Source organism: Arthrobacter sp. 10T419 (assembly GCF_056394105.1).
The window spans coordinates 531563-553329 of record NZ_JBFTHF010000002.1; the positions used below are offsets into that span (position 1 = coordinate 531563).

Annotated in this window: 21 protein-coding genes; 6 read left to right on the plus strand and 15 right to left on the minus strand. The window is 68.5% G+C overall.

The window, feature by feature from the left end; all coding sequences use genetic code 11:
* Nucleotides 1-5: 5 nt before the first annotated feature.
* Nucleotides 6-407, minus strand: a complete 402-nt coding sequence (locus tag AC1DBD_RS06055) for a nuclear transport factor 2 family protein (RefSeq protein WP_476981632.1) — start codon at nucleotides 405-407, stop codon at nucleotides 6-8.
* 66 nt (nucleotides 408-473) lie between these two features.
* Here AC1DBD_RS06055 and AC1DBD_RS06060 point away from each other — a divergent pair, with 66 nt between their 5' ends.
* On the plus strand, nucleotides 474-1394 hold the full coding sequence (locus AC1DBD_RS06060; protein WP_476981633.1) for a hypothetical protein: 921 nt from the start codon (nucleotides 474-476) through the stop codon (nucleotides 1392-1394).
* A 9-nt stretch (nucleotides 1395-1403) separates the two neighbouring features.
* Entirely contained in the window at nucleotides 1404-2099 is a 696-nt protein-coding gene (locus tag AC1DBD_RS06065) for a peptide deformylase (protein ID WP_476981634.1), read from the plus strand.
* Here AC1DBD_RS06065 and AC1DBD_RS06070 read toward each other — a convergent pair.
* Entirely contained in the window at nucleotides 2096-4177 is a 2082-nt protein-coding gene (locus AC1DBD_RS06070) for a S9 family peptidase (RefSeq protein WP_476981635.1), read from the minus strand. The two genes, AC1DBD_RS06065 and AC1DBD_RS06070, sit on opposite strands and share 4 nt — an antisense overlap.
* A 110-nt stretch (nucleotides 4178-4287) precedes the next feature.
* Between AC1DBD_RS06070 and AC1DBD_RS06075 the strand changes: the two genes are divergently transcribed.
* From AC1DBD_RS06075 to AC1DBD_RS06090, 4 genes are all read left to right on the plus strand, one after another.
* Nucleotides 4288-5157: a methyltransferase domain-containing protein gene (locus AC1DBD_RS06075; protein ID WP_476981636.1), complete on the plus strand. Its 870-nt coding sequence runs from the start codon at nucleotides 4288-4290 to the stop codon at nucleotides 5155-5157.
* A 125-nt stretch (nucleotides 5158-5282) separates the two neighbouring features.
* Nucleotides 5283-5768, plus strand: a complete 486-nt coding sequence (locus AC1DBD_RS06080) for an NfeD family protein (protein ID WP_441417883.1) — start codon at nucleotides 5283-5285, stop codon at nucleotides 5766-5768.
* 124 nt (nucleotides 5769-5892) lie between these two features.
* Nucleotides 5893-6864 (plus strand): SPFH domain-containing protein, encoded by a 972-nt coding sequence (locus AC1DBD_RS06085; protein WP_441417782.1) that lies wholly within the window; start codon nucleotides 5893-5895, stop codon nucleotides 6862-6864.
* Nucleotides 6865-7196: 332 nt separating this feature from the next.
* Entirely contained in the window at nucleotides 7197-7544 is a 348-nt protein-coding gene (locus AC1DBD_RS06090) for an RNA polymerase-binding protein RbpA (RefSeq protein WP_026266329.1), read from the plus strand.
* 74 nt (nucleotides 7545-7618) lie between these two features.
* Here AC1DBD_RS06090 and AC1DBD_RS06095 read toward each other — a convergent pair whose 3' ends face one another.
* From AC1DBD_RS06095 to AC1DBD_RS06155, 13 genes are all read right to left on the minus strand, one after another.
* A complete protein-coding gene (locus AC1DBD_RS06095; protein WP_441417783.1) occupies nucleotides 7619-8356 on the minus strand; it encodes a polyprenol monophosphomannose synthase in 738 nt (245 codons plus the stop codon).
* 179 nt (nucleotides 8357-8535) lie between these two features.
* Complete coding sequence (locus AC1DBD_RS06100; RefSeq protein ID WP_476981637.1) at nucleotides 8536-10209, minus strand: amidohydrolase; 1674 nt, start codon at nucleotides 10207-10209, stop codon at nucleotides 8536-8538.
* Between the two features lie 97 nt (nucleotides 10210-10306).
* Entirely contained in the window at nucleotides 10307-13207 is a 2901-nt protein-coding gene (locus AC1DBD_RS06105) for a DEAD/DEAH box helicase (protein WP_441417785.1), read from the minus strand.
* A gap of 24 nt (nucleotides 13208-13231) precedes the next feature.
* Nucleotides 13232-14026 carry a twin-arginine translocase subunit TatC gene (tatC, locus tag AC1DBD_RS06110; RefSeq protein WP_441417884.1) on the minus strand — a complete coding sequence of 265 codons (795 nt, stop codon included), beginning with the start codon at nucleotides 14024-14026 and terminating at the stop codon, nucleotides 13232-13234.
* A gap of 48 nt (nucleotides 14027-14074) precedes the next feature.
* Nucleotides 14075-14344, minus strand: a complete 270-nt coding sequence (gene tatA, locus AC1DBD_RS06115) for a Sec-independent protein translocase subunit TatA (RefSeq protein ID WP_441417786.1) — start codon at nucleotides 14342-14344, stop codon at nucleotides 14075-14077.
* Between the two features lie 35 nt (nucleotides 14345-14379).
* Nucleotides 14380-14778, minus strand: a complete 399-nt coding sequence (locus AC1DBD_RS06120) for a hypothetical protein (protein WP_476981638.1) — start codon at nucleotides 14776-14778, stop codon at nucleotides 14380-14382.
* 5 nt (nucleotides 14779-14783) lie between these two features.
* A complete protein-coding gene (locus AC1DBD_RS06125) occupies nucleotides 14784-16811 on the minus strand; it encodes a helix-turn-helix transcriptional regulator (protein WP_476981639.1) in 2028 nt (675 codons plus the stop codon).
* A gap of 217 nt (nucleotides 16812-17028) precedes the next feature.
* Nucleotides 17029-17424: an FKBP-type peptidyl-prolyl cis-trans isomerase gene (locus AC1DBD_RS06130; protein WP_441417789.1), complete on the minus strand. Its 396-nt coding sequence runs from the start codon at nucleotides 17422-17424 to the stop codon at nucleotides 17029-17031.
* A gap of 39 nt (nucleotides 17425-17463) precedes the next feature.
* The gene (locus AC1DBD_RS06135; RefSeq protein ID WP_476908819.1) at nucleotides 17464-18399 is read right to left on the minus strand and encodes an FKBP-type peptidyl-prolyl cis-trans isomerase; all 936 of its coding nucleotides are present in this window, start codon (nucleotides 18397-18399) and stop codon (nucleotides 17464-17466) included.
* A 112-nt stretch (nucleotides 18400-18511) separates the two neighbouring features.
* Nucleotides 18512-19876, minus strand: a complete 1365-nt coding sequence (pafA, locus tag AC1DBD_RS06140) for a Pup--protein ligase (RefSeq protein WP_441417791.1) — start codon at nucleotides 19874-19876, stop codon at nucleotides 18512-18514.
* Between the two features lies 1 nt (nucleotide 19877).
* Nucleotides 19878-20585, minus strand: coding sequence for a proteasome subunit alpha (gene prcA, locus AC1DBD_RS06145; protein ID WP_476981640.1), 708 nt, complete (start codon nucleotides 20583-20585; stop codon nucleotides 19878-19880).
* 1 nt (nucleotide 20586) lies between these two features.
* Complete coding sequence (prcB, locus tag AC1DBD_RS06150) at nucleotides 20587-21414, minus strand: proteasome subunit beta (RefSeq protein ID WP_441417792.1); 828 nt, start codon at nucleotides 21412-21414, stop codon at nucleotides 20587-20589.
* A gap of 110 nt (nucleotides 21415-21524) precedes the next feature.
* Nucleotides 21525-21725, minus strand: coding sequence for a ubiquitin-like protein Pup (locus tag AC1DBD_RS06155; RefSeq protein WP_146337557.1), 201 nt, complete (start codon nucleotides 21723-21725; stop codon nucleotides 21525-21527).
* Nucleotides 21726-21767: the final 42 nt, after the last annotated feature.

Below are 21767 nucleotides of genomic sequence, written 5' to 3' on the forward strand. Positions count from 1 at the left end.
AGCCCTCAGTGCGGCGTGTAGTAGCAGTCGTAGCTGTGCTGGCTGATGATCCGGCCGTCGCGCACCTCGAACACCGAGGCGGTCCGGGCCCGGATTTCGTCGCCCTTGTCCCAATGCGGTAGATCCATCAGCACCGTCGCGGACCACTCGGCCTCCAGGACCACCCGGCCTCCCTCGCACGTGCTGCGCTGGACTTCGAAGCGCTGCCCGGAAACGATTTCGCCGCTGCGCTCGGCACCGTCGAGGACCTGGTCCCGGTTGCGGGTGGACCCCCCGGGAGCGAGCAGGTGGGGTGCCTCGGTCAGGACGTAGTCTTCGGCCAGGAAGGGGCCGAGCGCCTCCGCGCCGCCGCCGGCTTCGATGGCCCGGAGCAGGCCGAGCACGCAGTCCAGGGGTATCGGTGTCATGGACCGAGACTAGCCGAACTGCGCCCCAGGCGTGCCGGCTGCGGTGCCGCGGCCTAGACTGACCGCATGGGTAGCCTTCCCCCGACGCTCCGGTGGTCCGCCGCAGTGCTGGTCGTCCTGGCGGCGGCATCGTGCAGTCCGGGCACGGGCCCGGCAGCAACCGGAAGCGGAGCGCTGACCGCGGAGATCAGCCAGTTCCGCGACAACTACAGCAAGCGGATCGTAGAGATCCAGCTGACCAACACCACCGGCGAGGCGGTCACCGTGCTCGCAGCCGGTCTGCGGAGTCCGCTTTTTGCTGACGGAATCCACTGGACCTCGGCGGCAGCGGGGACGGAGCTGCCGCCCGGCCAGACAAAGAGCCTGCCGGCCCGGTTGCCGGCCGCCGCCTGCCCCGATCCTGCGCCGCGATCCAGCCAGGCCGCGCCGTCCGGTTCAAAACCTGCAGAGCCGGGCGCAGTCGTCGAGGTCCGGGTGGCGGCCGCCGCCGGAATACCGGAAAAGACGCTCACCGCAACAGCGGCCGATCCTTTCGGAGTCCTGCCTCGGAACAACGCCGAAATGTGCGTTGCCCAGGCCGCCGCCGCGGTGGCCGGCTTCCGGCTCAGCCCCAGCCTCGAGGTGTCCGCAGATGCCCGAGCTGCCGTCCTGCACCTGGTCATCACCCCGCGAAACCCGGCGGCAGCCGGTGGCGGCGGGACCCTTACGATCGACAGCATCGGCGGGACCACCTTGCTGGAGGAAGACACGAGTGCGCCCTGGCCCAGCGGCCTCCGGGTGGATGCGGCCGGGCCGGTGCACGAAGTGCGGCTCGGCATCCGCCCGGCCCGGTGCGACCCGCACGCCGTGGCGGAGGACAAGGTGGGGACGCTGATTCCGGTGCAGGTCACCGTCGGCGGCCGTCGGGGAACCCTGAAGATCGACGCCGGGTCACAACTGCGGGGACGCATTTACGATTTCGTCACCTCAGCGTGCGGTCGCCAGTAGTCTGTTCCCATGTCTTCAGACACGACGAACGACGCAAACACCATCGCCCCCACCGCCGAGATCAGCACCGAGAGCATCCAGGAGGCTGTTGAGGAGATCCTGAACGCAGGCGTGCTTCCGCCCATCGTCCAGGTGGGCCACCCGGTGCTCCGGCAGCAGGCGGTGCCCTTCACCGGCCAGCTGGACGACGCCGAACTCAGCCGGCTGATCGATCTGATGCGCAGGGTCATGCACAAAGCACCGGGCGTCGGGCTCGCCGCACCGCAGCTGGGAATCCCCCTGCAGATAGCCGTCCTGGAGGACCGGTTCGACGTCGACCCGGAGGTAGCCGCGGCCCGGGGGCGGGAGCCCCTGCCGTTCTTTGCCATGCTCAACCCGAGATACGTGCCGCTGGGCTCGGCCAAGAAGGCCTTCTACGAGGGCTGCCTGTCCCTCAACGGCCTGCAGGCGGCGGTGCTGCGGCCTGAATCGGTGCGGTTGGACTTCACCGCGGTGGACGGCACAGCGCAACAGCGGGACTTCACCGGGTGGCAGGCCCGCATTGTCCAGCACGAGACCGACCACCTGCACGGGATCATCTACCTGGACCGGGCCGAGCTGCGCTCCCTGAGCAGCAACGCCGAATACGCCGCCCGCTGGGCCCAGCCGGACATCGAACACGCCCGGCAGGAACTGGGGTTCCTGCCGGACGAGCCGGCCGGTTAGTTTGCCGAGCTTCCTGCCGCGTTGTTTGCTGCGCCGCGCGCCGGCGCCGGATTGGCCGCCGTCGGAAGGTGCCGTGACCACCACTGCAGGATCTGCTCGAAGCGCTGCCGGCGGTGATGCGGCGTTCCGGACCGGGACAGTTCGTGGTTCTCGCCCGGGAAGACCAGGAAGGCAGCCTCCACGCCCTGCTGCTTGAGGGCAGTGAAGTAGCGCTGGCCCTGTTCCACCGGGCAGCGCAGGTCCTCCTCGCTGTGGATGACCAGGGTGGGAGTGCGCACCTGCTCCACCCGGGCCATCGGGCTTTGCGCCGCCATCTGCTCCGCGGTGCGGCCGGTGTACTCGCCGCCGAAGAACCAGCCGATGTCCGAGGATCCGGTGAAGCTCACGGGATCGAGGAAGCCGCGCTCCACAATGGAGGCCTTGAAGCGGTGGTCGTGGCTGATGGTCCAGGCCGTCAGGTAGCCGCCGTAGGATCCGCCCATGATGCCGAGGGCCGCGGCGTCGAGTTCCTCGAACTTCTGCAGCGCCCCGTCCAGGAAGGCAAGGACGTCCTGCATGTCGACGGTGCCCATGCGCTCCTTGATCGAGCGTCCGTGGGCCTGGCCGTAGCCGGCCGAGCCGCGCGGATTGCACATCAGGACGGCATACCCGGCCGCCGCGTAGACCTGGGCCTCATCGAACAGCGCCCCGGTGAACTGCGCGAACGGGCCGCCGTGGATGTTGAGCAGCACCGGGTGCGGACCGCCGCCCGCCGGCCGGACCAGCCAGCCGTGCACCGGGTAGCCGTCCCCTGACGCGAAGGTGAGTTCCTGCGGGGCGATGATCCCGGCTTCGTCACGCAGCGGCGCCGAGAAGTCGCTCACGACGCGGAGCCGGTCGCTTCCCTCGAGGACCGCCACGTCTCCGGCAGTTTCCGCGTCGGCGAAGCTCAGGATCAGTGTTCCCCCGCCGTCGGCCGCGCCGCTAACCACGCGCTCGCCATCGAGCAGAACGCCGCGTTTCCCGGTGGGGCCGAACTCCAATAGTTGTACGGTGCCCCGTGCGTTATTCAGGACCAGGGCACCGTCTGCGCCGCGCAGCTCAATCCCGCCGCCGCTCAGATCCGTGGTCTCCGGATCGCTGAGCAGGACAGCGTCCCCGCCGCCGGCTGGCAGGACGTAGAGCGCCGTGTTGCGGGCCACGAAGTCCTTGCCCTCGGCGCCGAGGTCCTGCGCCGAGAAGTACAGCCACCGGCCGTCCCGGCTTTGCCGGACGGCGGTGACGGACAGCCGTCCGGTGTCGCCCAGGGGCACGGACTCGGGGCCCTCTCCCCCGGCTTGGGGATCAGCCGGAATCCGGTAAATGCCGCTCACCAGGTCCTCGTCGCTGCCATCGTGCAGGGCGGCGGTGAAGTACACGGCTTCGCCGTCGGTGCTGAAGGTGGCACCGTTGTGGTCCGTCGCGGCTGTGGTGAGCTGACGCGCCTCCGGCAGGCCCGCGGCAGCCGTGCCTTCTTCTGCGGCCTTGGCGGCCCTGAGTGCCCGGCCGGCCGGGGCCACCCTCGGTTCCTCGTCCAGGTCCGGGACCGGGATGACGAAGAGCTGCAGGGGTTTATCCGCCGTGTAGCCGACGCCATTCATCCGGTACTGGTAGTCCGTGATCAGCCGGGCATCCTCGCCGCCGGCCGAGACACCGTCGACCGTGCCGTAGCGGCCGTCCTCGGGCGTCCTGGCGCTGAAAACGATGCTGCGCGAATCCGGGGACCAGGTGAAGGCGCTGACGCCCAGCGGCGCATCCGTCAGCACCACGGGCTCGCCGCCCGAGGCCTCGACCACGTGCAGCTGCGGTTTGCCGCCGGCTTCGGCGCGGAGGAACCCCAGCACCTGCCCGTCCGGGGAAAAATCCGGTGCCGTGTCACGGAAGCCGCGGGTCAGCCGGCGCGGTCGCAGTGCCGGATCCACCGGCACGTTCCACAACTGGCCCACGTAGGCGTCGGCGTCGAAATCGGGGCGAACCACGGCCACGACGGCACGGGAGCCGTCAGGGTGCACCGCGGGAGCCGAAACGGACTTGAGCAGGGGAAGATGTTCGGATTTCACGAGTGCGAGCCTAACCGCTGGCGTCCGTGAGGTGAAATACCTCACATCCGCGCGGCGCCGCCGGGAGTTCAGGGCGGCCGCCGGAGCGTGCCGGCCCTACGATTGACTTTATGCCCGCCGCTTCCCTCGCCGCCCTCGTGTGCCCCGTGTGCCGGGGGCCGTTCACGGCAGGCAGCGGTGGGCGCTCCCTGATATGCGCCGCCGGGCACAGCTTCGACGCCGCCAAGCAGGGATACTTCAACTTCCTGACGGGCAAGGGCACCGTCTTCGAAGCGGACTCCGCGGCGATGGTCGCGGCCCGCTTCGACTTCCTGTCCGCCGGCCACTACCGTCCCCTGGCCGAGACGGTCGCCGGACTTGCCGCCCCGTTCCTCGCCGAAACCGGATCCGCGGTGCTGGACTCCGGCACCGGCACCGGGCACTACCTTCGCGCCCTGCTGGACCGTGTGGCGGCTGCGGCCATCGGCATCGACATCTCAAAATTCGCGCTTCGCCGGGCGGCCCGGCTGAACCCGGAGGCGGTCAACCTCGTCGGCGACGTGTGGCAGCCGCTCCCTGTGGCGGACGACGCCGTCGACGTCGTCACCGTGGTCTTCGCGCCGCGCAACGCGGCTGAGTTTGCCCGGGTGCTCCGGCCCGGCGGCCGACTGATCGTGGTGACCCCCCGGCCCGGGCACCTGGCCGAGATCGCCGGACAGACCGGCATGCTGGGAATCGAGCCGGCCAAGGAGGAGCGCCTCGCGGCGACACTCGCCGGGCACTTCCACGCGCACGAAGGGCGGGACCTGGACCTGGACCTGCGCCTGGCGCCCGCCGACGTCGCCAACCTCGCCCTGATGGGGCCCGCCGGGCACCACCTGGACCCTGCCTCCCTGGCCGCCAGGGTGGCAGGACTGCCGGCCCGCACAGCAGTGTCCGCCCGCTTCCGGATCGGTGTTTTCGAACCGTTGCAGTCTCCGCAACAGGCCGCTGAACGATAACGACTTGGCCACGTTCCCGGGCTGATCCTGGCACCCTGCCCGCGTCCTTGCCGTCCGGCTTAGGATGGAACCACGTTAGGGAGGGCCTGTGCCTGCAGGCCCGGCTGCGTGGCTAAGGGGGAATGATGTTCGACTGGCTGGCCGAAAACTGGTGGGCGTTGTGGCTCACGGTCTTCCTGGTGTTTGCCGTGGTGGAGATGCTCACCCTCGATCTGTTCTTCATCATGCTCGGCGGCGGTGCCCTGGCCGGGCTGGTCGCCGCCTTCGCCGGCGCGGACTTCTGGCTCCAGATCGTTGTCTTCAGCGTCGTCTCGCTGCTCATGATCGGCTTCGTGCGGCCGGTGGCGCTCAAGCACCTTCGCAGCAGCCCGGCCGACCAGCGGAGCAACGTCGAACGCCTGATCGGCGAATCCGCGCTCGTCATGGAACCCGTGAGCGCCAACGGCGGCCTGGTCAAGATCGGCGGCGACATCTGGAGCGCCCGCTCGGAGTCCGGCGTGCTGACTCCCGGGCAGCACGCCGTCGTCAGGTCCATTGACGGTGCCACCGCCGTCGTCGACCCGCAGCCTGAGCCGCAACCGAACCCGTCGCCGGAACCGGAGGCGCTGTAAGGCTGCGACCGTTCCGAGCCGCCTCTCGAGGCACAATCTTCCTGTTGCCGCCACCGGCCGCAGGATCAGCGGCAGCCGGACTGCCGCGCACAGCAAAACCACATAACTGGGGAAAAGGTGATGTATGGATATCGCAGTCGCAATAGTGCTGCTGGTACTTGTTGCGTTCGTAATAATCGTGCTGGTGCGCTCGGTGCGGATTGTCCCGCAAGCGCGCGCCGGCGTCGTGGAACGCCTGGGCAAGTACCAGCGGACGTTGAACCCGGGCCTCACCATCCTGATTCCCTTCGTTGACCGGCTCCTGCCCCTCCTCGACCTGCGCGAACAGGTGGTGTCCTTCCCGCCGCAGCCGGTGATCACCGAGGACAACCTCGTGGTGTCCATCGACACCGTCGTCTACTTCCAAGTGACCGACGCGCGGGCCGCTACCTACGAGATTGCCAACTACATCCAGGCCGTCGAGCAGCTCACCACCACCACACTGCGCAACGTGGTCGGCGGGCTGAACCTTGAAGAGGCGCTGACCTCGCGCGACCAGATCAACGGCCAGTTGCGCGGCGTCCTGGACGAAGCGACCGGACGCTGGGGCATCCGGGTCTCCCGGGTGGAGCTCAAGGCGATTGATCCGCCCCACTCCATCCAGGACTCGATGGAGAAGCAGATGCGCGCCGAGCGGGACCGCCGTGCCGCCATCCTGACGGCCGAAGGCACCAAGCAGTCCGCCATTCTTACCGCCGAGGGCCAGCGCCAGTCCTCGATCCTGAAGGCGGAAGGCGATGCCCAGGCAGCCATTCTGCGGGCCGACGGCGAGGCGCAGGCCATCCAGAAGGTCTTCGACGCCATCCACAAGGGCAACCCGGACCAGAAGCTCCTGGCCTACCAGTACCTGCAGACGCTGCCGAAGCTCGCCGAGGGAAGTTCCAACAAGCTGTGGATCATCCCCAGCGAGGTGGGCGAGGCGCTCAAGGGGATCGGCAGCGCCCTTGGCGGCACCAACCCCGACCCGCGCTCGGACGGGCCGTTCGGGACCGCGGCTGCCTCTGCCGCAACGTCGACGGAGCCGACGACGGCCGCGGGTTCCGCGCCGGAGGCCTAGTAGGGGCGGTTCAACCGTAGTTACAGGGAGGCACCCGCTCGGGCGGGTGTCTCCCTTTTTCCTGCCGCTTGTCCCTGCCACTTTTCCCGCAGCTGCTCTCGGTCGCTTCACCCCGACGCGGGAGCGGCTTTACCTGAGGTGCCGCTCCCGCGTATACTTGAGTATTTGTCCGGACGGTTCAGCTTGCCGGAACAATCACGCTTCGCGCGGCGTTATATCTACTGACGATTCCTGCAGTGGGGAACGCCACGCAACAAGTAGTCCGGCGAGGTCCCAGTGGCCCCCGGCTAGCGCAGGGCCCGGCCCTGCGAACCGATCATAAGGGAGAAAAGATGAGCGATCGCAGCCTGCGGGGTATGCGCCTTGGCGCACAGAGCATGGAGACCGAATCCGGCGTCGAACCGGCTCCGCGCCAGCGGGTCGAGTACCGCTGCGAGGACGGCGAGCAGGTGTTCGTGACCTTCTCCTCCGAAGCGGAGATCCCCCCGGTTTGGGTTTCTAAGACCGGCAAGGAGGCCCTGCTGGTCGACGGCGAACGCCCCGTGAACAGCAACGAGAAGGCCGTCCGCACGCACTGGGACATGCTGCTGGAACGCCGCTCCCTGCCCGAGCTGGAGCAGATCCTGGAAGACCGGCTCACCATCCTGCGCGAACGCCGCGGCGAACGCCGCTCGGCCTAGCAACCGCGCCCACGCACAAAAGGCCGGGCCGGCACCTCGTTGAGGTGCCGGCCCGGCCTTTTGCGCGTCTGAGTCTATTTGCGGCCGAGCTTGCGGCTTAGGGTGTTCCAGCGGGCGGTGAGGCCCCACTTGGTGACGTTGATCATGGCTTCGACCACGATGTTGCCGCTCATCTTCGACGCGCCCAGTTCGCGCTCGACGAAGGTGATGGGACGCTCCACGATGTTCAGGCCCAGCTTGGCCACACGCCAGGCGAGGTCCACCTGGAAGCCGTAGCCCACCGAGTCCACGGAGTCGAGGTTGAGCTTCTCCAGCGTGCTCCGGCGGAAGGCACGGAAGCCGCCGGTGACGTCCTTGATCTTGACGCCCAGCATGATGCGGGCGTAGGTGCTGCCAACGCGGGAGATGGCCTGCCGGTACAGCGGCCAGTTCACGACGCTGCCGCCCGGGACCCAGCGGGAACCCATGGCCAGGTCTGCACCCTGCTCGACTGCTTCTATCAGCTGGGGCAGCTGCTCCGGCTTGTGCGAACCGTCGGCGTCCATCTCGACAAGGATGTCGTAGCCGGCGTCGAGGCCCCACTTGAAGCCGGCGATGTATGCCGCGCCGAGTCCGGCCTTGCCCTCCCGGTGCAGGACGTGGACCTGGCCATCCTCAGCCGCGATTCGATCCGCCAGCTGGCCCGTGCCGTCGGGGCTGTTGTCGTCAACCACCAGGACGTCGGAGGCCGGCACAGCGGTGCGGAGACGCCCGAGGGTCTTGGGCAACGATTCCAGCTCGTTGTAGGTCGGGATGATCGTGAGGACACGCACAGCGGGGCCTTTCCTTGGAGGGAGCGGTCGGAGGGCCGGGACTGTCGGCAGTTAGCCGACGACAGGCACAGCTCCCCATTATAGTCAGTCAGCACGCCGAGGCCGGGCGGCCGGCCCGGCAGGCGTGGTCCGGCGCGGACCGCCCGGGCATGCCGGCGTGGTCCGGCCCGGCAGGGCGCTTAGCGTCCGAGTGAGCCGTTGGAGAAGAGTTCGACGCCGTCCCGAACGGTCTGCAAGCAGACCGGGTCGGTGCCGGTGTCCAGTGCCGGGAGCAACGGTGTCCGGGCGCGCGGGTCCGTGCTCCAGGACTGGACCCGGCCGTCGGCCACCTGCACCATGAGTTCTTCGACTTCCCAGACCGCGAAACTCGCCGGAGCGCCGGGGACAAGCTGGCCCGCCATTGGGTTCCGGTACCGGGCCGCCCGCCAGCCGGCCCGGGTGTGGCCGAGGAAGGCTGCGCGGGCAGAAATGCGCTCATCGGCGTTGTGGTGTTCGAGGCAGGCGCGGACGCTGGACCAGGGCCGCAGCGGCGTGACCGGGCTGTCGCTGCCGAAGCACACCGGCACGCCGGCGGAGTAGAACGAGCCAAAGGGGTTCATGGCGGCGTGGCGGGCGCCAAGCCGCTGGGCATAGAGGCTCTCCCCGCCGCCCCAGAGGGCATCGAAGACGGGCTGCGCACTGACGGTCACCGAGTACTTGGCCAGCCGTTGGATGGCGTCCGCGTCGGCGATTTCGACGTGCTCCAGGCGGTGGCCGGCGGCACGGACGCGCTGTTCCCCGACTTCGGCGGCGGCCTGGTCCAGGGCGTCCAGCGCGGCGTCGAGTCCGGCGTCGCCGATCACATGGAAGCCTGCCTGGATCCCGAGCACCGAGCAGGCCGCGAGGTGCGCGGCGGCCTCATCGACCGAGAGGTAGCGGGTGCCCCGCTCCCCCGGCGCGTCGCTGTAGTCGCCGCGGAGCGCGGCGGTCCGTGAACCGATGGAACCGTCCATGTTCAGGTCGCCGGCCAGGCCCAGGACAGAAACGCCAAGGCTGTCCAGGATGGACCGGGCCTGTTCGGCGGAACCGGCAAGCTGGCCCCAATAGGGCAGGATCTCCGGAACGGCGTGTCCTGGCCGGTCGGCGGCGTTCCAGCCGGCCGCGAGCTGCAGGTCCTCGATGCTGCCGATGTGCGGTGCCGCCATTTCGGCGAGAGCGACATAGCCGTTGGCGGCCGCCTCGGCCAGCGCGGCCTCCTGGTAGCGGCGCAGGGCACCGGCGGGCAGGTTCCGGGCTGCGCGCCGCGCGGCGGTGTGGGCGGCCCGTTTGACCTGCCCGTCGGCGGCGTAGCCGTCGAGGCTCTCAAGGCCGGACGCGGCGGCCAGGGAAGCGGAGACAAGGGCCGAGTGCACGTCCACCCGCGACAGGTATACCGGCCGGCCGCCGGCGGCGCGGTCCAGTTCTTCGCGGCTGGGCAGGACCGGGTCGGCCCAGAGCGTTTCGTCCCAGCCGTGCCCCAGCACCGTGCCGCCCGCGCCGGAAGCGGAGACGGCGGCGCCGGCGACGGCGTCGAGCAGTTCGGCTCCGGAGCGGACCCCGCCGAGCTGGAGCGAGTCCAGGGCGATGCCGGTCTCTGTCAGGTGCACGTGGGAGTCCACGAAGCCGGGGGCAAGGAGCGCGCCCTGCAGGTCGATGACCTCCATGGAGGAGTCCGCGATGGACGTGGCGGCCTGTTCAGAGCCGACCCAGGCCACGGTGTCACCGTCGACCAGCATGGCCGTAGCGAAGGGATCCGCCGCGGTGTAGACGGAACCGTTGCGGTACAGCGTCACCTTGCGCTGTTCCTTGGAAGCCTCGGACGGTGAAGCGGTCATGGTGTGGAACTCCTTGTAGCTGGGGGCCGGTGTGCCGGGCCTGCGGCATCGGGGCATGGTGGCGGAAAGGCAGGGGCGGAGGGCCGCTAGGGGCCGGTCACACGACGGCCGAGTAAGCGACGACGCCGCGTTTGACCAGGGTGATCGCGTCGCCGCACAGCCGTGCGACGCGCGGGTCCAGTCCGGGAATCTTGGCGAGCTGGTCCAGCAGGTCGATGACCTGTTTGACCCAGCGGACGAAGTCGCCGGCGGCGAGGTCCGTGCCGCTGAGCACCTCCTGGAGGTGCCGGCCCTTGGCCCACTTGAAGATCGGCCAGACCAGGCCGAGCTCGGGCTCCCCCGTCAGTGGCAGCTTGTTGGCCTCCTCCACGTCCTCCAGGGCGGACCACTCCCGCACCACGGTGTCGACGGCGGACTCCAGCGAGACGCTGGGCATCTTGGGCCGCAGACCGCGGTCCTCGCGCTTGGCCTGGTAGACCAGAACGCTGGCCAGTGCCGCGATTTCCGCGGCGTCGAGGTCGCTGAAGGCGCCCATCCGCAGCGACTGGGAGATCAGCAGGTCCTTTTCCCCGTAGATCCGGCGCAGCCGCTGCCCGTCCGGGCTGATGGAAAGCGTGCCCGAGTCGGAGGTTTCCAGGTAGCCGTAGCCGGAGAGGACTCCGCAGACCCGGTCGAAGGTCTTGGCGATGGTGTTGGTGCGTCCCTGGATTTGGCGGATCAGGCCGTCGGTTTCCTGCCGGAGCTTCCACCAGCGCTCGGACCAGCGGGCGTGGTCCTCCCGTTCGCTGCAGCCGTGGCAGGGGTGGGCCCGGAGCTCGCGGCGCAGTTCCGCGATCTTCTTCTCCATGTTCGGCAGGGCGGCGGCACGGCCGAAGTCCTCGTTCCGGTTCGGCGGTGCCGGCGGGCGGCTCTCCCGGATGGCGTTGCGGACCGATGAGGCCAGGTCGCGCCGCGATTTCGGCACTTTGGCGTTGAAGGACTTGGGGATCCTGACCCGCGTGATCGGGGCCAGCGGTCCCTCCACATCGTGAAGGCCGATCCGGCGAAGCTGGTTGTCCAGGGTCATTACCGCCGGCCGCGGCTCGCGGGAGTGGTGGTCCGAGCTGAGCACGACGGCGAGGCCGGGGGCCCGGCCGGACGGCACATCGACGACGTCGCCGGGCAGCAGCCGGCTCAGGGAGTCTTCGGTGAGCGACTTCCGGGCCCGCGACGTGCCTTTGGAAGCTGCGTTTTCGGCGTCCGACAGGGCCCGGCGCAGTCTGGAGTACTCGGTGAAGTCGCCCAGATGGCAGCTCATTGCCTTGCTGAACCCGGCCAGGGATTCCTCCCGGCTGCGGACCTGCTTGGCCAGTCCGACCACGGAGCGGTCCGCTTGGAACTGGGCGAAGGAGGACTCAAGGATTTCGCGGGCGCGCGGCCGGCCGAACTGGGCCACGAGGTTAATGGACATGTTGTAGGTGGGACGGAAGCTGGAGTTCAGCGGGTAGGTCCGGCGGGAGGCGAGACCCGCGACGGCTGCCGGATCGGTGCCCGGCTGCCAGAGCACGACGGCGTGCCCCTCGACGTCGATCCCGCGGCGGCCCGCCCGGCCGGTCAGCTGGGTGTACTCCCCCGCCGTGATGTTCACGTGCGCTTCGCCGTTGAACTTGTCCAGCTTCTCCAGCACCACGCAGCGCGCGGGCATGTTGACGCCCAGCGCGAGGGTCTCGGTAGCGAACACCGCCTTGACCAGTCCGTCCACGAACAGCTTCTCGACGACCTCCTTGAAGGTCGGCAACATGCCGGCATGGTGCGCGGCCAGGCCTCGCAGCAGCCCGTCCCGCCAGCTCCAGAAGCCTAGGACGTCCAGATCGTCGGAGGGGATGTCCTGGGCCGCTTCGTCGACCCGCTGGGCGATGATGAGCTGTTCCTTCTCGGTGGTCAGCCAGAGCCCGGCGGAGACGCACTGCGCCACGGCGGCATCGCAGCCGGCGCGCGAGAAGATGAAGGTGATGGCCGGCAGGAGGTCCATCCGGTCCAGGCTGGCGATGACCTGCGGGCGGCTGGCCTTCCGGACCGGGCTGCGCGGGCCGCCCTGCGGGGCCGCCTCCCGCTGGCCGCGCTGCTGGCGGCGCTGGTTGCGGCCGCCGTGCCCGAAGCGGCCGCGGAAGTTCATCTGGCTCTCGGCCCGGGCCATCGACAGCAGTTCCGGGTTGACCTCGTAGCCGGCGCGTTCGGTGATCGCGGCGCTGGAGCCTGCGGTATCCGCGGTAGCGGCCACATTGTCCTCACCGGCGGGCGCAATTTCGTCGAAGCTGGTGTCGCCGGCGAACAGGTCCACGATCTTGCGTCCCACCATGACGTGCTGCCACAGCGGTACGGGACGGTGCTCGGAGACGATCACGTCTGTCTGGCCGCGGACGGTGTCCAGCCAGGCGCCGAACTCCTCGGCGTTGGAGACCGTGGCGCTGAGCGAGGCCACCTGCACCTCGCTGGGCAGGTGGATGATGACTTCCTCCCAGACGGCGCCGCGGAACCGGTCGGCGAGGTAGTGCACCTCGTCCATCACCACGAAGCCGAGGTCATCCAGGGTCTCCGAGCCGGCATAGAGCATGTTGCGGAGCACCTCGGTGGTCATCACCACTACCGGGGCTTCGCCGTTGATGCTGGTGTCACCGGTCAGCAGGCCCACCTGCGCCGCGCCGTACTTCTCGGCCAGCTCGGTGTACTTCTGGTTGCTCAGCGCCTTGATCGGCGTCGTGTAGAAGGCTTTCAGGCCGCGCTGGAGCGCCAGGTAGATGGCGAACTCCCCGACAATCGTCTTTCCGGCCCCGGTCGGGGCGGCCACCAGCACGCCCCGGCCCGCTTGCAGGGACAGGCACGCCTCGCGCTGGAAGGGATCGAGGTCGAACGCGAGCGAACGGGTGAAACCGCCCAGATAGGTCTTGGCTTCTGCGGCCCGCTCGGCGCTGGCACGGTAACGCTCGGACGGCGACTCCGGCCCGGGTAGTGAGGACATGCTTCCAGCCTAGTGGGCGGACGGCTAGAGATTCTCCAGCTCGGAGCTGGGAGTCGCCTGGTCCGCGGTGGCTTCGGTCTCGGCGGCCACCTTGGCCGCCCGCTTCTCCCGCCGGCGGTCGTTGAGCAGGCACAGCCCGATGGCGGTGAAGAACAGCACTAGCATGGGCACGGCAAGGTAGAACATGCTCATCGCGTCGGCGCCGGGGGCGGCCATGGCAGCGAAGAGGCAGACCAAGAACACGGTGATCCGCCAGCTCTTGAGCAGCTGCTGGCCTTTGATCAGCCCGGCCAGGTTGAGCCCGAACAGCACCACCGGCAGCAGGAAGGCAATGCCGAAGGCGAGCAACAGGCGCAGCACGAAGGACAGGTAGACCTGGGCGCTGATGAAGTTGGAGCCGCCGGAGGGGGTGAAGTCGGTCAGCACCCGCACCGCGTTGGGGAGCACCAGCCAGGCGAGCAGGACGCCGCCGACGAAGAGCGGCACGGCGGCGGCGACGAAGGAGAGCGCCAGGCGCCGTTCCTTCTTGTGCAGCCCGGGGACAATGAACGCCCAGAGCTGGTAGAGCCAGACCGGGCTGGCGACGATCAGGCCCAGGAACACGGACACCTGGATCATCAGGTCAAAGGAGCTCGCCACGCCGTCGAAGTTCAGCGACGCCTGCCGGCCCTCATGTTCGTTCAGGTCGCGGATCGGCTTGATCAGCGCCGCCAGCATCGGCTGGTAGACGAGGAATCCGACGACGGTCCCGAGGACGACAGCGATCGCCGACTTAAAGAGCCGGTTCCGCAGCTCTTTGAGGTGATCGAGGAGGGCCATCCGGCCCTCGGGGTTCGATCGGCGGCTCATGGTTACTGCCATGTGGTTCTAGGCGCGGTTCGGCGGCGGAACGTCGGTTCCCTCGCCCGGGCGGCTCTCGGTGCCGGCGGACCGGGGGTGGTTCACGACTTTGCCCTCGACGGCGTCGGAGTCAGCCTTGGCCTCCGGCGTGCCGTCCTTCTTCATTTCGCGGACCTCGGATTTGAAAATCCGCATCGACTGGCCCAGGCTGCGGGCCATCCCCGGCAACTTCGGTGCAGCGAAAAGCACCAGGGCCAGGACGATGATGATGATGAGATGCCAGCCTTCAAGCCTCATGCTGGGTGGTCCTTTCGTTTGAGTACATCCTATGTCTAACGCAGATCGATGTCGCGCAGCGCCTGGGGCTGGCCTCGCTCCGCTTTGCGCCGGGTCCGGCGCAACCGCCGGGCTTCCTGACGCGCGATTTTGGATGCATGGTAATCATGTCGCATCAACGCGGGCGGGGCAAAAACGGCTGCCCCGGGCCCCGCGTACAGGCCGGCTCCGTCCCCCGCGTCGTCGCCGTCCGAGCCTACGGCACCCACATGAACAGCGGCTGAACCGGAGGTAAGCGGGGAGGAAGCGAACGTGGAGAAGCGCTCCCCCGCCTCACCGAGTTCCTTGACCGTGGCCATGAACTGCCGGAAGAGCCGGACGCCGAGTACGCCAAAGAACAGCAGCGACAGCGCGACGAGCGCTATCCAAATTACGATCCAGGACCACCAAGGCATGCTGATCAGTCTAGCTGGCGTGCGGGGTGGTCTTCGTATCGGGCGAGGGCGGCGTCGAGCCATTCCCGGGCGGCCGCGGCCAGCGCAGGAGGCTGCAGGATGCGGACGGCGCCGCCGTGCTGGGCCACGAACATCGGCAGCCAACCGGCACTGCCGAAGCGGATTTCGGCCAGGACGTGGCCGTCCGGAAGCGCGGCGGTCCGTTCGGCGTAGTAGTCATCCGCGAGCCCGGCGCCCTGCCTGGTCAGCTCGACCACCACCACGGCGTCATCGTCGTTGGGCGTGAACAGCTTGACCGGGAACCCGCCTGCCGGGTTGGCGGCCGAGGACACCGGGCGTCCGTTGGGTTCCAGGCTTTGGATCCGGTCCAGCCGGAAGTTCCGCAGGCCCTGCGCGGAATGGCAGTACGCCTCGAGGTACCAGGTGCTGTCCATTGAGTAGAGCCGCTGCGGGTCGATGTCGCGTTCGGTGACGGCATCGCGTTGCGGGGAGAGATAGCTCAGCCGCAACTGCGCGCCGGTGCGGATGGCGTTGCGTGCCGTTTCGAGGGTGCCGGAATCCTCCGGCGCCACCTCGGGACCGGACACGGCCGCCGCCTTCAGCCCCTCCTCGCCGGCCGCGGCCATGAGCTTGAGCGTCACGGACTCCAGGGTGCCGCCCTCGGCGAGTCCGGGCAGGCCGTTGAGCGCTTCGAGGCCGGTGAGCAGCGCGCAGGCCTCGTCCACGGTGAAACGCACCGGCCGCTTAAGGTCGAGGTCCTCGATGATGTAGACGTGGTCGTCGTCCCACTGGATGTCCAACAGATCGTCCGGGTAGCCCTCGGGCAGGCCGGAGCAGATCAGGATCCGCAGGTCGTCCTCGAGTTCCTTGCGGGTGATGCCGAACCGGTCGGCCACTTCGCTGATGTGCAGGCCCTGGTTGTGTACCAGGAAAGGGACCAGCTGCAGCATCCGCTTGAGCTGGTCCTCGGACGTGCGCTTCCGGCTCCGTTTCGCCGGAGCCAAACGCGGGAATTCGATCGGCGGGACCGGCGCCGCAGCGAAGGCTGCGGCTGCCGCCAGTCGCCGGCGCACGGCGGTCTGCAGCTCGGGCGGCGCGACGACGACGGCCTTCGGGCCGTAGGAGGCGAGTTCCTCGGCGAGCGTCTCAATGTCCCGGTATGGCACCTTGAGGCGGTCGAAACCGGGGCGAGGCGCTGCCGCGACGGCATCGGTGATGTCACCCTCGGTGCCGGCGGCGGGTCCGGCATGCTTGCGAAGCCCCAGCAGCGCGCCGTCGGCGACGTCGACGAGGGCGTGCCGCACGGGCAGTTCGGGCAGCGCGGCAAGTTGTTGGCGGACGTTGAAGGACGACGGCGGGGTGAAGGACTCCTGGTCCAGCACGGTGACGGCGGAGGTGAACCGCGACAGCCGGTAGAACCGTTTGTCCCCGCGGGCGCGGTCGTGGCCAACGAGGTACCACTGCCCGAAGCGGCTGCCGAGGCCCCAGGGCTCGACGGTGCGGGTCTCCTCCTGTCCGGTGCTGCCGGCGAGGTAGTTGAAGCTCACGGGGTGCTGGGTGTGGACGGCGGCGACGAGGTCCTCGAACGCCTGTCCGGCAGGGCGGATGCGGGGCTGGACCCCCGGGGGAAGTTCGGCGTCCGGCAGGCCGCCGGCGGCCTGCAGTTTGCGCACGGCGTCGCGCGCGGCGGAGCCCAGGGCAGCCTGTTCCCAGAGCTGCGCGGCGAGGATCAGCACGGTGCACTCTGCGGGGGTCAGGCTGACGTCCGGCAGCCGGTTGGATTCCTTGCCGATCCGGTACCGCGTGGTCGCCGGGTCATCGGAGCCCCAGCCCTTGTCCGTCACGGTCTCGACGTCGAAGCCGAACTGGCGCAGCTCGCCTTTGTCCCGTTCGAACATCCGGCCGAAGGCCGCCTCGGAGCTGGTGGTGTCGTGATAGACCTTCTCGCGCAGCTCGCTGCGGCGCAGCCCGTATTGGGTGTTGAGCAGGGCGATGAGCAGGTTCAGGAGGCGTTCAGTACGTGAGGCGGACACTCCGCAAGGGTACTAAAGTGTCCGCCCCGAAAACCGCGAAAGCGCGGCAACAACCGGAAGAACTTTCTGATTGTTACCGCGCTTTCGCGGGAGCCGGTGGGTGGGCCCACGCCGGCGAGGGCCCCGGCCCGAGCTTGCGAGGGCAGGGAGCCGGTGGGTGGGCCCACGCCGGCGAGGGCCCCGGCCCGAGCTTGCGAGGGCAGGGAGCCGGTGGGGATTAGCGGACGGCGACGAGGTCGACGACGAAGATCAGGGCCTCGTTGGGGCCGATCGCTCCGCCGGCGCCGCGGGCGCCGTAAGCCATTTCGGAGGGGATTTCGAGCCGGCGGCGGCCGCCGACCTTCATGCCCAGCAGGCCCTGGTCCCAGCCCTGGATGACCTGGCCGACGCCGACCCGGAAGTCCAGGGGTGCGCCCCGGCCCCAGGAGGCGTCGAACTCTTCGCCGGTGGACCAGGCCACGCCGACGTAGTGGGTGGAGACGGTGTCGCCGGCCTTGGCCTCGGCACCGTCACCCTCGATCAGGTCGGTGATGACGAGCTCGGTGGGTACGTCGCCCTCCGGGAAGTCAATTTCCGGCTTCTGGCGGTCGATGTTGCGCTGTCCAAATGACATGGTTGCTCCTTCTTGGGTGGCTTGCTTAAGCGGGGTTGTTTACTTGACGCCGAGGATGTCAACGACGAAGACGAGGTCGCCCTTGGCGTCGCCCTGGCCCTTGTCGCCGTAGGCGAGGGCCTTCGGGATGACCAGGAGGACGCGGGAGCCGACGGTCTTGCCGGCGAGGCCCTGCGTCCAGCCCTTGATGACGCCATTGAGCGGGAACGTGGCCTTCTTACCGCTGGTGAAGCTGGAGTCGAAGACCTTGCCCGAGGCCAGCGCCACGCCAACGTAGTTGACGGTGACGGTGTCGGATTCCTTGACCGCCTGGCCCTTGCCCTTGATCAGGTCCTGGGAAATGAGGGCCTTGGGAGCGGCCACGCCCTTGACCGAGATCTCCGGAACGCCCTTGTCGTTTTCCTTCACGGTGGGCAGGCCGGCCGGCGGGGTCACGGCGTCGCCCTCGGGCTTGTCCAGGACCTTGGGAGCGTCCTTCGCGGCGAGGATTTTGATGACCAGCAGCTGCGACGGCTGGGCCGCGCCGCCTTCGGCGCTGGCTGCCTTGCCCGGCACGGCCAGGGCCAGATGGGAGCCGACCTTGGCGCCGACGAAGGCGTTGTAGATGACCGCGCTGCCGGCCTTGAGTTCATCGTTCAGCTCGAGCTTCTCGGGGTCCTTCGGGAAGGTGTCCTCAAGGGTGGAGCCGTCCTTGCCGTTGAAGGCGACGATGGAAATGTCCGCGACCTGGTTGGCCTTGACGCGTTCGCCGTCGCCGTCCTTGACCACCTTGATGGTCGGGTCCTTGACCTCAAGCGGCTTGGTGAACTCGACGCCGGGGGCCTTCTTGTCGCCGTTCTCGGTCAGTTTCAGGGAGTCCAGCTTCGCGGTCTCGCCGGCGGACTGGCTGGTGGGCTCCGGGGCGGCAGGCTGGCCGCCACCACAAGCGGTGAGCAGCAGCAGTCCGGGGAGGAGAATTGCTAATAGTCGGCGCACGTAAGAACTTTCGTCGGGGCAGGATGGACGCTTCGCCGGACGGTTGCCAGCGGCAAAGCATGCGGTGGCCGTGAAACGGCACCTTCCCCAGAATAACGCGGAAAGCTGGGTATCAGCCCATAGAGTCCAGCAGGGCGTCCACCCGGTCGTCCACGCTGCGGAAGGGATCCTTGCACAAAATGGTCTGGTGGGCGCGGTCGTTCAGCTTCAAATGGACCCAGTCCACCGTGTAGTCACGGCCCAGTTCCTGCGCCCGGCGGACGAAGTCGCCGCGCAGTTTGGCCCGGGTGGTCTGCGGCGGCGCGTCGACGGCATCCTTCACTGCGGTGTCGTCGACGACCCGCCGTGCCGCGCCGCGGGCCTGGAGCAGGTAGAAGAGACCGCGGCTGCGTGAAATGTCGTGGTAGGTGAGGTCCAGTTGGGCGATCCGCGGCGCGTCGAGTTCCAGGCCGTGCCGCTCGCGGTAGTTGTCCATCAGCTTCTTCTTGATGGCCCAGTCAACTTCGGTGTCGATCGTGCTCGTGTTTCCGCTTTCGATCGCGTCAAGGGTCCGTTCCCAGAGGTCCAGGATGAGCGGGACGTGCGGGTTGTGGGCGCCGCGGTCCGCCACGAATTCGGTCACTTTGTTCAGGTACTCGCGCTGGATCTCAAGGGCCGTGAGCTGCCGGCCGTTAGCGAGGCGTACCACCGCGCGGCCGCTGAGGTCGTGGGAGATCTCCCGGATGCTGCGGATCGGGTTTTCCATCCGCATGTCGCGCATGATCACGCCGGCCTCGATCATCCGCAGGATCAGGTCCACGGTGCCGACTTTGAGCAGGGCCGTGGTCTCGGACATGTTCGAGTCCCCGACGATCACATGTAGCCGCCGGTAGAACTCGGCGTCGGCGTGCGGCTCGTCGCGGGTGTTGATGATCGGCCGGGACCGGGTCGTGGCGGAGGAGACCCCCTCCCAGATGTGGTCCGCGCGCTGGGAGAAGGCGTAGGTGGCGCCGTGCGGGGTCTTCAGGATCTTTCCCGCGCCGGCGATCAACTGGCGGGTCACGAGGAACGGGATCAGGATTTCCGCCAGCCGGGAAAACTCCCCGCGGCGGGGAATCAGGTAATTCTCGTGGCTGCCGTAGGAGTTGCCCGCCGAGTCGGTGTTGTTTTTGAACAGGTACACGGTGCCGTTGAACCCTTCGGCCGCAAGGCGCTCCTGCGCCTCGTCCACGAGGTCGTCCAGGATCAGCTCGCCCGCCCGGTCATGGGCGATGAGCTGGGCCAGGTCGTCGCACTCGGCGGTCGCGTACTCAGGGTGCGAACCGACGTCGAGGTAGAGCCGTGAGCCGTTGGTGAGGAACACATTGGAGGACCTCCCCCAGCTGACCACCTTGCGGAAGAGGTACCGGGCCACTTCCTCCGGCGCGAGCGGGCGGGACTCCGGGCTCGAATAGGAAATTCCGAATTCGGTTTCGATACCGAAGATGCGCTTGTCCATTTCAGTTCTCCTCAGCCAGCAGTGCCACGACGTCGGCGTCGTCGAGGCGGCGGAAGGCGCGGCGGGTGCCGCGGCTGCTCTCGGAGCCGCGGTCCAGCACGGCCACCTCCACGGCCGACGCCGGCAGTGCGTCGGTTTCCTTGTCCGCTACCAGTCCGGCCAGGGCCAGCCGGATGGCGCCGGCGAAGTCGAGTTCGCTGCGCCAGCCGGCCGCAACGGCTTCGGACACCTTGTCGGCCTGGCCGCCCATCACGATGAATCCCTGTTCGTCGGCGATGGACCCGTCGAAGGTCAGCCGGTAGAGGTGGTCCTGGTCCTGGCTGTCCCCGACCTCCGTCACGGCCAGTTCCACTTCAAAGGGCTTCTGCTCGGCGGTGAAGACGGCGCCGAGGCTTTGCGCATAGACGCTCGCCAGGCCCCGGGCCGTGACGTCCTCGCGGTCGTAGGAGTAGCCGCGGACGTCCGCGTAGCGCACCCCGGCCTGGCGCAGGCTTTCGAACTCGTTGTACTTGCCGACGGCGGCGAAGGCGATCTTGTCGTAGATTTCGCCGATCTTGTGCAGCGACGGCGAGGGGTTTTCCGCGACCAGCGCGATCCCGTCCCGGCAACTGATGACCACCACAGAACGTCCCCGCGCGATGCCTTTCCGGGCGAAGTCCGCCCGGTCCTTCATCAGCTGTTCGGGCGAGACATAGAACTGCTGGGTCATCTCAGGCCTCCCGCTGGGCTACGGCCCGTGACTCGATGATGGCGCCGGCCACCGCCGCAAGTTCGCGCTCCGGGACGCGCACTGCACCGGAGCGGCTGACGGTGTAGACCACGGGCCAGAGTTGCCGGACGGGGTCCGGACCGCCCGTGGCGGAGTCGTCGTCGGCCGCGTCGTACAGGGCTTCGACCGCCACCTGGACGGCGTCGGCTTCGGAGAGGTTGGGCCGCCAGAGCTTCTTCAGCGCGCCGCGGGCGAACATGGAGCCCGAACCGACGGTGTGGTGCTCCTGCTCCTCGTAGCGGCCGCCGGTGACGTCGTAGGAGAACAGGCGGCCGACGCCGGCGGGCCGGTCGAAGCCGGCAAACAGCGGGACCACGGCGAGGCCCTGCATCGCCATGGGAAGGTTTCCGCGGATCATGGCACCGAGCCGGTTGGCCTTGCCGTCCAGGCTCAGCTGCGTTCCTTCGATTTTTTCGTAATGTTCCAGCTCTACCTGGAACAGCCGGGTGATATCGAGCGCGATGCCGGCAGTGCCGGCGATGCCGAGCACGGAATACTGGTCCGCGGGGAACACCTTCTCGATGTGCCGGCTGGCGATCACGTTGCCCATCGTCGCGCGGCGGTCACCGGCCATCAGCACTCCCCCGGCGTAGGTCAGGGCCACGATCGTGGTAGCGTGCGGGGTCTGGAGCGGCGCGGTTGCAGGCCCAGCTGGTAAGCCGTGTTGGAGGGCGTTGTAGGGCAGCAGTTCGGGCCGTGAACGCTGCAGGTGCTCCGTGAATGAGGACGTCGCGTTCGCTGCTACCTGGTTGGCTGATGTTTCCTGCACTGGTGCACTCCCTCAACGTAGTGGATCAACGACTTCCGGCCCTCAGCCCTGTGTCTCCTCAGTTCCGGTTCTCCTCCAGTAGTGTCCGCGACCAGCCGGCGGCCGGGGGGCTACTGGCCGCCCTTCTGGACGAAGGCCCTGACGAACTCCTCGGCGTTTGACTCCAGCACGCCGTCGATCTCATCGAGCAGATCGTCCACGCCCTGGGTCGCGGCAGAGGCCTGGGCCTCCGGTGCCGCGGGAGGTGCGGGGATGTCCTCCTCGACCTCAGTGTCGCGGGACTGCGGCTGCTGCTGCTCCTGGCCTGCCATCGTTTTCTCCTTCTGATCCCACTGTTTAATCCCACCGGCTGC

What these genes read in the sequence shown, in the direction of transcription:
- AC1DBD_RS06055 (WP_476981632.1), bottom strand. Translation starts at nt 407, where the DNA reads ATGACACCGATACCCCTGGACTGCGTGCTCGGCCTGCTCCGGGCCATC.
- AC1DBD_RS06060 (WP_476981633.1), top strand. Translation starts at nt 474, where the DNA reads ATGGGTAGCCTTCCCCCGACGCTCCGGTGGTCCGCCGCAGTGCTGGTC.
- AC1DBD_RS06065 (WP_476981634.1), top strand. Translation starts at nt 1,404, where the DNA reads ATGTCTTCAGACACGACGAACGACGCAAACACCATCGCCCCCACCGCC.
- AC1DBD_RS06075 (WP_476981636.1), top strand. Translation starts at nt 4,288, where the DNA reads ATGCCCGCCGCTTCCCTCGCCGCCCTCGTGTGCCCCGTGTGCCGGGGG.
- AC1DBD_RS06080 (WP_441417883.1), top strand. Translation starts at nt 5,283, where the DNA reads ATGTTCGACTGGCTGGCCGAAAACTGGTGGGCGTTGTGGCTCACGGTC.
- AC1DBD_RS06085 (WP_441417782.1), top strand. Translation starts at nt 5,893, where the DNA reads ATGGATATCGCAGTCGCAATAGTGCTGCTGGTACTTGTTGCGTTCGTA.
- AC1DBD_RS06090 (WP_026266329.1), top strand. Translation starts at nt 7,197, where the DNA reads ATGAGCGATCGCAGCCTGCGGGGTATGCGCCTTGGCGCACAGAGCATG.
- AC1DBD_RS06100 (WP_476981637.1), bottom strand. Translation starts at nt 10,209, where the DNA reads ATGACCGCTTCACCGTCCGAGGCTTCCAAGGAACAGCGCAAGGTGACG.
- AC1DBD_RS06105 (WP_441417785.1), bottom strand. Translation starts at nt 13,207, where the DNA reads ATGTCCTCACTACCCGGGCCGGAGTCGCCGTCCGAGCGTTACCGTGCC.
- tatC (WP_441417884.1), bottom strand. Translation starts at nt 14,026, where the DNA reads ATGGCCCTCCTCGATCACCTCAAAGAGCTGCGGAACCGGCTCTTTAAG.
- tatA (WP_441417786.1), bottom strand. Translation starts at nt 14,344, where the DNA reads ATGAGGCTTGAAGGCTGGCATCTCATCATCATCATCGTCCTGGCCCTG.
- AC1DBD_RS06120 (WP_476981638.1), bottom strand. Translation starts at nt 14,778, where the DNA reads ATGCCTTGGTGGTCCTGGATCGTAATTTGGATAGCGCTCGTCGCGCTG.
- AC1DBD_RS06130 (WP_441417789.1), bottom strand. Translation starts at nt 17,424, where the DNA reads ATGTCATTTGGACAGCGCAACATCGACCGCCAGAAGCCGGAAATTGAC.
- pafA (WP_441417791.1), bottom strand. Translation starts at nt 19,876, where the DNA reads ATGGACAAGCGCATCTTCGGTATCGAAACCGAATTCGGAATTTCCTAT.
- prcA (WP_476981640.1), bottom strand. Translation starts at nt 20,585, where the DNA reads ATGACCCAGCAGTTCTATGTCTCGCCCGAACAGCTGATGAAGGACCGG.
- AC1DBD_RS06155 (WP_146337557.1), bottom strand. Translation starts at nt 21,725, where the DNA reads ATGGCAGGCCAGGAGCAGCAGCAGCCGCAGTCCCGCGACACTGAGGTC.